This is a genomic window from Bacillus sp. HMSC036E02, from assembly GCF_001836235.1.
GTDB classification, from domain to species: domain Bacteria; phylum Bacillota; class Bacilli; order Bacillales; family Bacillaceae_G; genus Bacillus_A; species Bacillus_A cereus.
In genome coordinates this window covers 44,443-53,228 of the sequence record NZ_KV827844.1, presented here as the reverse complement: position 1 = coordinate 53,228, position 8,786 = coordinate 44,443, and the positions used below count along the sequence as shown (strand labels likewise).

Below are 8,786 nucleotides of genomic sequence, written 5' to 3'. Positions count from 1 at the left end.
ATTCGCTTCCGTTCGTGATGTTGTCGGTGGTCGTGCTGGTTCTTACGAAAGCAAGCTAAAAGAAGCTCGTGATATCGCAATGGATGAAATGAAAGAACTTGCAAAACAAAAAGGTGCGAACGCTATCGTTGGTATTGACGTAGATTACGAAGTTGTTCGTGATGGAATGTTAATGGTTGCTGTCAGTGGTACAGCTGTACGTATATAAGTAAATAAAAAACAGGCTCCCCCTTAAAGTTCATGCTTTGAGGGGATTTTTTTGTTTCATGATTAAAGTTAAAATGAAGAAGAGTTGATGGCGTATTATAAGTACAAAAAATAAGCAAAACGTTATTGTAAAAGATGCTAGGATTGGGGGTATTGCACGGGAATTTAGATACTAAGCAGACGCACCCGCTTATTTCAAATATAGTATATATCGTTTTCAAGGAGAAAAGTAAGAAATACAGCAATCTTTATATTTGTTTAACGAGAGTGTTAACTTTATGATAAATAAAAAAATTGTTATTTGAGGTAAGGGGAGAAATAATGGTATGAATAACGAGAGTGTATAGTTTATAGAAATAAACGATTGAGCATGTAAAGGGTTGTATTACATAAAATTTATAATGAATAGAGGCGGTTACATTATGTTTTGGTTAGGGTGTTTTTTAGGATATATTGTAGGTTCAGTTATTACATGTGCTCTACTTTACTATGGGTATAGATCCAATGAAAATAAAAAAGTGGATATACAAAAGAGGGAGGAGAGGAAAGTCAATAAAAAAGGTGTATAGGATGTGGAAGGTAAGGTGATAATGTTGATGCAACAATAAAGGACAGTACATATTTTATATGACGATTATGTACTGTTCCGCTTATTCTTTTTGGATTATGAAAAATTGTTGCCTGTCTTGCTATAAATTTCATAGGCGAAATAACCAAATAAATAGCCTATTCCAGACCCTAAACTAATGGAAAACAGTGAGAAATCTGGGGAAAACATACCGGAAATCAAACCAATCATACAGCCGACAAGCATTCCCATAGGTATGAAACTATCTAATAACAGTTGAGCTTTTTGAGATTTTTTCTTACCTAATTTTCCGTTCTTATATTTATGTTCCAATCTTTTAATTACAAATACTACAATTCTACCAACTATTACAACAGGCGCGATTGCCGTGATTAGCCACATGTGAAAATCTCCTTTCACCTTTTAATAGGATTATACCAGATACTTACAATTAGGTGTTCCTAAACGTACTATCTAGTCTATTTAAATGGCCAATCAAAAAGACTCCTTCAATTGTAGTCAGTAACCCGTCAAAAAAACTTTCCCTTTCGTTTTCTCCGCAGATTGCACAACATCAACCGCCGTTTTCACATCCGCTAAGTCATATGTAGAATGGACTTTCATAAAACGTAATTGCTCATTTTCTACTAGACGAATTAAGTGACGAAACGTCTCCTGCCATTTATATGCTGACACATTTTTATTCCAATGTCGTAAATGAAATATGTTTGCGTGTACTTTTGCTTTTGTGACAATCTCGGCCCAGTTCACTTGTATTCCTGATAGAAGACCGATCGTTAAAAAATGCCCGTTTGGACGTAAGGAAAAAGCTAATTCATTTCCATCCGGTCCTCCGATAGAATCAATCGCAGCATCCGCACCAATCCCGTTTGTTAATTCCATAACAGTTTCATAAAGCGGGGCAGTGGAAGTATCAATTACATATGCAGCACCAAGGCGCAGTAATTCTTCTGTATGCTTATTATTTCTTGTAACGGCAATTAATCGGAAATTTAAAATTTGGGATAACTGCGCAAATAGATGTCCAATAGCGGACCCACAAGCATTCACTAATAAAACGTCATTACGCTGTAAGTTTAACGTTTCTGTACAAGTAACCCACGCCGTAAGGGGATTAATATACATTTGTGCCGCTGTGAAATCATCAATGGAATCAGGAATAGGGACTACAAAATCAGCTGATGTCTTCACATATTCTTGCCAAGTACCTTCCCCGCGTAAAGGTAACACTCGTTTACCGATAAGCTCTCGAGAAACAAAAGCGCCAACATTTTCTACAATACCAACACCTTCATAGCCAGGTATGTTAGGTAAAGGAATTCTATGAGCGTATGCTCCTGTGATGGGAATTAAGTCAGATGGATTAATCGGTCTAACTAGCATACGGACGAAAACTTCATTATCTTTCAGTGGTTCTATATTTTTATATTCAACTTGTAATACGTCTTTTGGATTGCCAAACTTATGAAATTGAATGCATGTTCCAAGCAAAGTAATTTGCCCCCTTAGTTTGATTGGGTTTATTATAGCATTTTTAGTTTGGGTGGTTACTTTGTTAGTGATAAATAGGGTTTTTAATTTACGTATTTATCAGAATTTTATAAAATGTGTATATAACTATAAAATGGGGGGATTTCTTCATGTGTACTAGTTTGACGTTACAAACTAAAAATTTCCAACATCTTTTTGCGAGAACAATGGATTTCACATTAGATATGAATCAGGAAGTAATAATCATTCCTCGGCGTTATCAGTGGAACAATATAACTGGTGAAACTATCCGAGCGAAAAAGGCTGTTGTCGGAATGGGAATTAATCATGAAGGAAGGGTCATTATGGCGGACGGAGTAAATGAAGCTGGTATGACGTGTGCCACTCTCTATTTCCCGGGATTCGCTACTTATAGTAACAGTATAGATAACCATAAAACGAATTTAGCGCCATTTGATTTTGTGGCTTGGAGCCTCACGCAATTTAATTCTGTTGAAGAGTTAAAAAAATCTGTTGATAACATTTCCCTTATAGATATACCATTACCAGTTTTAGGAATTACCCCACCGCTACATTGGATTTTAGCAGATAAATGGGGAGATTGTATTGTACTTGAGCCGACAACTGATGGACTAAAAATGTATGACAATCCATTAGGAGTGATGACTAATAGTCCGGAGTTTAATTGGCATTTACAAAATTTAAGACAATATATTGGACTTAAATCGCAGCCATTTGCGCCAACGGAGTGGGGAGATGTACCATTAAGTGCTTTTGGCCAAGGTTCAGGAACGATGGGACTTCCTGGAGATTTTACCCCGCCATCAAGATTTGTACGGGCAGCATATGGCAAACAAAACATTCAAGGTATAGAGAACGAAGAAGAGGGGATATCGGCTATTTTTCATATCTTATCAAATTGTGAGGTTCCTAAAGGGGCAGTAATAACAGAAGACGGAACATTAGATAATACCATCTATACGAGTGCAATGTGTATGGAATCTGGAACATATTATTACCATACTTACGATTGTAGACAAATTATAGCTATTCATTTATTCAATGAAAATTTAGATACAGCTGAGATTAAAACTTATCCGTTTCAACGGAAACAAAAAATATTTTATGAAAACTGAAGCGCCCCTGAAAAAGTGAGACTGATAAAAACACCTCCATTTAATTTGCATACTTAGTATGCGAATTTAGGAGGTGTTTTTTATCATTTACCAATATTCAGGTTTACTTCTTGCTATTCTATTAAGCCGAAGCTCTCTTCATTCTCTCAAGTAAACTAGACAACACATGCGTACGATACGATTCTAGTTTTTTACCTTCATAAGTACGGATACCTAATTTTTTAAGTTCTTTTACATACCAACCTTTGCTTCCGAAATACATGTGATCGCTCCCCTTCAACTTTGTTTTATTTATTCTGATTGCATATGGAGGTACAGGTAATATAATGAAGGAAATGAATTTCGCGCGAAAATGGTTAACTTTGTTGCAAAAGACATATATACTAAAGATAGTATACAACGAGGTGGAGAAGACGTGATTATAGAGAAGCACGAAATTCAAATTGACCAAATTACTAGCGGTAAAGTGAATATCTTTACTTTCTATCGAAATAGAAAGCAAATTGATGATCATTTTTTACGATTGCAAGAACCATCGCTTACAGCAAACTACTTCTTCCATTTTCATTTTGATGCAGAGAGCTTGCATCTACTGCAGAAAGAGTTTCCGAGCGTATATCCGTACGACGGTAGTGAAACGATTCACGACTGGACGGAAAAGATGAAAGCAGAATTGCAACATCAGATCCAAACAGGTAAATGGAATAAACGCGTACGTATCGGTAATCGTATTCTAGATGTGGTGTTTACGTGGTGTGACGAAGATATAGTAGAGTGAAAAAGAAGCGGATGACGCTTCTTTTTTTAGCGCTGGAATAAAACGAGCTTACCTGCAGTAGATGTACAGCGATGTGTTTTTTCATACAATCCTTTTTCTTGTAAGATAGATTCACCTTTTACTTTTGCTTCTTTTTCAGTTGCCGCCTCGAATGATTCGTCTAATGCTTTTGAACCATCTTTTTCAAAGACTGTTAGAACGTATACTCCCATGAAAATTCCCTCCAATATTTAAAATCAGAATCTTATAATTATTTTGACATAAAATGCTACAATATGCAAAGAAATATATGACATTGCGTGGTAAAATAGAATGAAACTTTAATTATCGAGAATATTTTTATTCTCGATAATTATTAGTTTTCAGCGATTTAAATTTTGATAAAATGAAACTTTTGAAAGATAGAAAGGATCGTTATTTGTGAAACAAGTAAGGTTTATACATGCGGCTGATTTGCATTTGGATAGTCCGTTTAAAGGGATGGAGATGAATGTTACGCAGTCTGTGTGGGAGAGAATGAAGCAAAGTACGTTTGAATCATTTGAGCGTATTGTTGATAAAGCGATTCAAGAGCGCGTTGATTTCGTATTATTAGCTGGGGATTTGTATGATGCGGAGACGAGAAGTTTGAGGGCGCAAGTGTTTGTGCGTGAGCAAATGAAGAGACTTTCGCAATACGATATCCCTGTTTTTATTATTCACGGTAACCATGATCATTTAGGGGGAAGCTGGGCAGCAATTGAGTTTTCGGAAAATGTTCATGTATTTACTGAGCCTTATGTAGAAGAGAAATCATTTTATAAAAATGGTGAGCTATTAGCTTCTATTTATGGTTTTAGTTATTTGCAGCAAGCGGTAACGGATAATATGACAGCGCAGTATACGAAAATGAGTGATGCGCCTTTTCATATTGGTATGCTTCACGGAAGTGTGGAAGGAGATGCAGAGCATAATCGCTATGCACCGTTTCAAATTCGTGAGTTGAAAGAAAAACAGTTTGATTATTGGGCTCTTGGCCATATACATAAACGTGAAATTTTATCAGAAGAACCATACATTATTTATCCAGGGAACATACAAGGTCGTCATCGTAAGGAAACAGGCGAGAAGGGTGCATACCTTATTGAACTTACGAAAAAAGGATCGCAGTGTTCATTTTTCCATACGGCAGATGTTGTATGGGACGAAATCGAGGTTGGTATTGATGGACTTGACACTGTTGATGAACTTATGAGAAGCATATCTACTGCGATGAATGAATGCCGAAGAGAAGAGGAAGGTACGCTATTAACTGTCGTATTTACAGGACAAGGCCCACTTTCACCTTATTTGCGCGACGAAAAGCGTGTGGAAGAGATTTTTCACATTTTAGCATCTGGAGAAGAGCGAAAAGATTTCGTATATGCAATGAAGTGGAAAAATGAGACGGTTTCTTTTGCGGAAATCGAACGTTTGAAAGCGGAAAATCATTTCGTGGGTAGTGTGCTAAAGGAGTTAGAAGCTTTCACTAATATGGACGGAGTATTGCGCACTATTTGGACATCTCCTGTAGCGCGTAATAGTATTGAATCTTTTACAGAAGAAGAGAAGAAAGAGATTCAAAAGGAAGCAGAAAATATTATTTTAGAACAATTATTCCAGCAAGAGAGGGATAAAAAATGAGAATTGAAAAACTCCATATTTATGGGTACGGAAAATTAGAAAATGTGGAAATGGATCTTTCCTTGCTGACAGTGTTATACGGTGAAAATGAAGCGGGGAAATCGACAATTCGCTCATTTATGAAAAGTATTTTATTCGGTTTTCCGACGAGAGGACAGCGCCGTTATGAGCCGAAAGAAGGCGGGAAGTATGGCGGTGCGATCACTGTGCAAACAGAGCAGTACGGTCGTTTGAAAATTGAGCGATTGCCAAAGACGGCAGCTGGCGAGGTGACCGTTTATTTTGAAGACGGGAAAACGGGCGGAGAAGAAATTTTAAACGATATATTAAGCGGGATGAATGAAAGTTTATTTGAATCTGTCTTTTCATTTGATATGCATGGCCTTCAAAACATTCATCAGCTCGGCGAAGCGGATATTGGCAATTATTTATTTTCGGCAAGTGCAGTCGGAAGTGATGCGCTATTGCAGTTAGATAAAAAGCTAGAAAAAGAAATGGACCAGCGCTTCAAGCCAAGCGGGCGTAAACCTGAAATTAACGTGTCACTGCAAGAGATGAAGAAGCTGGAAGAGAAGATGAAAGAGTGGCAAGGGAAAATTGGCACGTATGAAAAGCAAGTGGAGCAGCTAAAAGCAAGTGAAGAGAAGCTAGCTACTGTTCGCGTGGAAAAAGAGAATGCAGAAAAGCGGAAGCAAGATTATGAAATATTAGCAGCGCTTGAGCCTCTCGTTATTGAAAAGCGTGCGCACGAGAAAGTGTTAGAGAACGAGAGCGGGCAGTTTCCTGTAAACGGAATGGCGCGTTATGAAGCAATTAAGGCGAAGATGGAGCCGCTTCAATTACAAGTTGATTCGCTCCACAAGAAAATTGAGACAGTGCAATCGGAAATTGCCTCGATTCAAATAGATGAAGAGTTTTTACAAAAAGAAAGTTATGTAGAAGAACTTCGTATGCAGCAGATGTCTTACGAAAATGCACGCCAAGAAATGCGTGATTTGACAGGAAGTATTACGAATATAAAAGAAGAACTGGCAGAACTAGAGCAACAAATTGGTGCTACTTTTGAAAAGGAAACAGTTCTGTCGTTTGATATGAGTTTGGCAACGAAAGAGTTAATTACGCAAACAGTGCAAAAGGCGCGTGAATTAGAAACGCAAAAAGCACAGCTTGATGATCGTTTTAAAGTAGCGCAGGAGCAATTAGAAGAACAAGAAGAGAATATAAGACAGATTAAGCAACAAATGTTAGCGGATGAAGAGCGAAATGCGTTAGCTGAGAAAGAGAAGTCGTTCCAAGATGCGGCGTTTATCGGTATGGGCGCAGAGAGAATGAAGCGCAAGTACGAGGAAAAAGCAGGAGCGGCTATGCAAAAGAAAAAGCAGTGGCAAAGAGTTTGTCTTCTGTTACTCCTTATTAATACAGGCATTTTATTCACGAGCTTATTTATAGACAATCGCCCGCTTTTATTTATTAGTGTCATCGTATTTGTAGGGATTGTTCTCGCCCTTGTTTTATATAAAGATCCATCAAGCGGATTACAAGAAGAGCTTCTTACTCTTCAGCAAAGTGCCGGCGGGAGACAAAGTGAAGAAGCGATGTCTGTACGCTATGAGTTAGAAAAAGATGAAGAGATTCGGAAGTTATTTGAGCGCGAGTCTTATAAGTTACAGCAGTTGGAACGAGCGTATGATAAAGTCGTTTCATCGTATGAGGAATGGGAGAGAGAAACGTTCCAGGCGGGAGAACAAGTCGATGCATATAAAACGCGCTATATGTTTCCTGAATTTTATACGTATGCACACATATTGCCGGCGTTTGAGCGTATTGAAAAAATGCAGCAATTATATCGGGAGTTAGAGAAGCAAGGTACGCGAAAATCTTCATTATATGAAATGATTTCGCAATTTGAACATAAACTAGAAACTGTTATCGGTAGTGCGGAGTATAGTAAGCTACACGAGGCACAAAGCCGTATGCAAAATGAGAAAGAGAAGCGCCAAACTTGTAAGCAGTTAAAAGAAAAACTGGCGGAATGGCAAGAAGAATATGAGTTTATGCAAGAACAATTAAAGCAATTACTAATAGAACGAGATGGTTTATGGCATATTGCAGAGTCTACAGATGAAGAGATGTTTTTAGAAGCAGGTAAACTGGCGGAAAAACGTGAGGATGCAGAGAAACAAGTGGGGCGTTTATTACCGCAAATTGATCTGTTGGAACAGCGTTTAACGAGTTTATCATTAGCTGAACATTATGAAGCTGACGGTTATGAAGGAAAATTAAAGCAAGAAATTACAACTGTCCAAAACTGTCTGGCGCAAGAGAAAGAATTGACAGAGCGTATTGCGAAACATCGTATGGAAATTGCGAATTTAGAAGAAGGTAGTACGTACGGCGATTTAATGCATGAATGGGAAATGAAAAAAGCGCAAGTGCGTGAACAAGTGAAGAAGTGGGCTGCTTATGCGGCCGCAAAGACAGTGTTAACGAAAACGAAGCACTATTATCATGAAGTTCATCTTCCTCGTATTTTACAAAAATCAGAAGAGTATTTCGTCTATTTAACAGGCGGACGCTATAGTAAAATCTTTTCACCGTCAGAGGCAGAACCGTTTATCGTTGAACGTAACGACGGTATGCGTTTTTACAGTCATGAACTAAGCCAAGCGACAGCGGAGCAGTTATATTTATCGCTGAGATTTGCACTCGCGAAAACATTCGAACATGATTATCCATTTATTATTGATGATAGTTTCGTGCATTTTGATGCGGTAAGGACGAATCGAACGATTGAACTTATAAAGGAAATTGCAAAGGATAGACAAGTCATATTCTTTACATGTCATGCGCATTTACTTGCGTATTTTCCAGAAAAACAGATTATAAAATTAACACATATGCGTAAAGAAAATGAGTTGTAGTG

At 37.7% G+C, this 8,786-nt stretch carries 9 protein-coding genes; 5 read left to right on the top strand and 4 right to left on the bottom strand.

Annotation, left to right across the window (positions count from 1 at the left end; all coding sequences use genetic code 11):
- A partial coding sequence (locus tag HMPREF2590_RS28875; protein WP_128438115.1) for a heavy metal-binding domain-containing protein occupies positions 1-208 on the top strand: 208 nt, incomplete at its 5' end.
- A gap of 663 nt (positions 209-871) precedes the next feature.
- Here HMPREF2590_RS28875 and HMPREF2590_RS13200 read toward each other — a convergent pair.
- Together HMPREF2590_RS13200 and HMPREF2590_RS13195 are read right to left on the bottom strand one after the other, a co-directional pair.
- A complete protein-coding gene (locus HMPREF2590_RS13200) occupies positions 872-1,177 on the bottom strand; it encodes a hypothetical protein (protein ID WP_003311800.1) in 306 nt (101 codons plus the stop codon).
- 117 nt (positions 1,178-1,294) lie between these two features.
- The gene (locus HMPREF2590_RS13195; protein ID WP_000901746.1) at positions 1,295-2,287 is read right to left on the bottom strand and encodes a zinc-dependent alcohol dehydrogenase family protein; all 993 of its coding nucleotides are present in this window, start codon (positions 2,285-2,287) and stop codon (positions 1,295-1,297) included.
- 149 nt (positions 2,288-2,436) lie between these two features.
- On the opposite strand from HMPREF2590_RS13195, the gene HMPREF2590_RS13190 reads away from it, so the two are divergent.
- Positions 2,437-3,423: a choloylglycine hydrolase family protein gene (locus tag HMPREF2590_RS13190; RefSeq protein WP_000337593.1), complete on the top strand. Its 987-nt coding sequence runs from the start codon at positions 2,437-2,439 to the stop codon at positions 3,421-3,423.
- Between the two features lie 121 nt (positions 3,424-3,544).
- Here the strand turns inward: HMPREF2590_RS13190 and HMPREF2590_RS13185 are convergent, their stop codons facing one another.
- Entirely contained in the window at positions 3,545-3,685 is a 141-nt protein-coding gene (locus tag HMPREF2590_RS13185; protein WP_000273537.1) for a YflJ family protein, read from the bottom strand.
- Positions 3,686-3,838: 153 nt separating this feature from the next.
- Here HMPREF2590_RS13185 and HMPREF2590_RS13180 point away from each other — a divergent pair, with 153 nt between their 5' ends.
- On the top strand, positions 3,839-4,201 hold the full coding sequence (locus HMPREF2590_RS13180; RefSeq protein ID WP_000582785.1) for a hypothetical protein: 363 nt from the start codon (positions 3,839-3,841) through the stop codon (positions 4,199-4,201).
- A 26-nt stretch (positions 4,202-4,227) separates the two neighbouring features.
- On the opposite strand, the gene HMPREF2590_RS13175 is transcribed toward HMPREF2590_RS13180, so the two are convergent.
- Positions 4,228-4,413, bottom strand: coding sequence for a YhzD family protein (locus HMPREF2590_RS13175; RefSeq protein ID WP_000539557.1), 186 nt, complete (start codon positions 4,411-4,413; stop codon positions 4,228-4,230).
- A 208-nt stretch (positions 4,414-4,621) separates the two neighbouring features.
- On the opposite strand from HMPREF2590_RS13175, the gene HMPREF2590_RS13170 reads away from it, so the two are divergent.
- Both HMPREF2590_RS13170 and HMPREF2590_RS13165 read left to right on the top strand, forming a co-directional pair.
- On the top strand, positions 4,622-5,863 hold the full coding sequence (locus HMPREF2590_RS13170; RefSeq protein WP_003311805.1) for a metallophosphoesterase family protein: 1,242 nt from the start codon (positions 4,622-4,624) through the stop codon (positions 5,861-5,863).
- On the top strand, positions 5,860-8,784 hold the full coding sequence (locus HMPREF2590_RS13165; protein ID WP_050821705.1) for an ATP-binding protein: 2,925 nt from the start codon (positions 5,860-5,862) through the stop codon (positions 8,782-8,784). The genes HMPREF2590_RS13170 and HMPREF2590_RS13165 overlap by 4 nt, the downstream gene beginning before the upstream one ends.
- Positions 8,785-8,786: the final 2 nt, after the last annotated feature.

Bases quoted from the DNA above. Each gene is read 5' to 3' on its own strand.
- HMPREF2590_RS13200 (WP_003311800.1), bottom strand. From the start codon at position 1,177: ATGTGGCTAATCACGGCAATCGCGCCTGTTGTAATAGTTGGTAGAATT.
- HMPREF2590_RS13185 (WP_000273537.1), bottom strand. From the start codon at position 3,685: ATGTATTTCGGAAGCAAAGGTTGGTATGTAAAAGAACTTAAAAAATTA.
- HMPREF2590_RS13175 (WP_000539557.1), bottom strand. From the start codon at position 4,413: ATGGGAGTATACGTTCTAACAGTCTTTGAAAAAGATGGTTCAAAAGCA.
- HMPREF2590_RS13165 (WP_050821705.1), top strand. From the start codon at position 5,860: ATGAGAATTGAAAAACTCCATATTTATGGGTACGGAAAATTAGAAAAT.
- HMPREF2590_RS13190 (WP_000337593.1), top strand. From the start codon at position 2,437: ATGTGTACTAGTTTGACGTTACAAACTAAAAATTTCCAACATCTTTTT.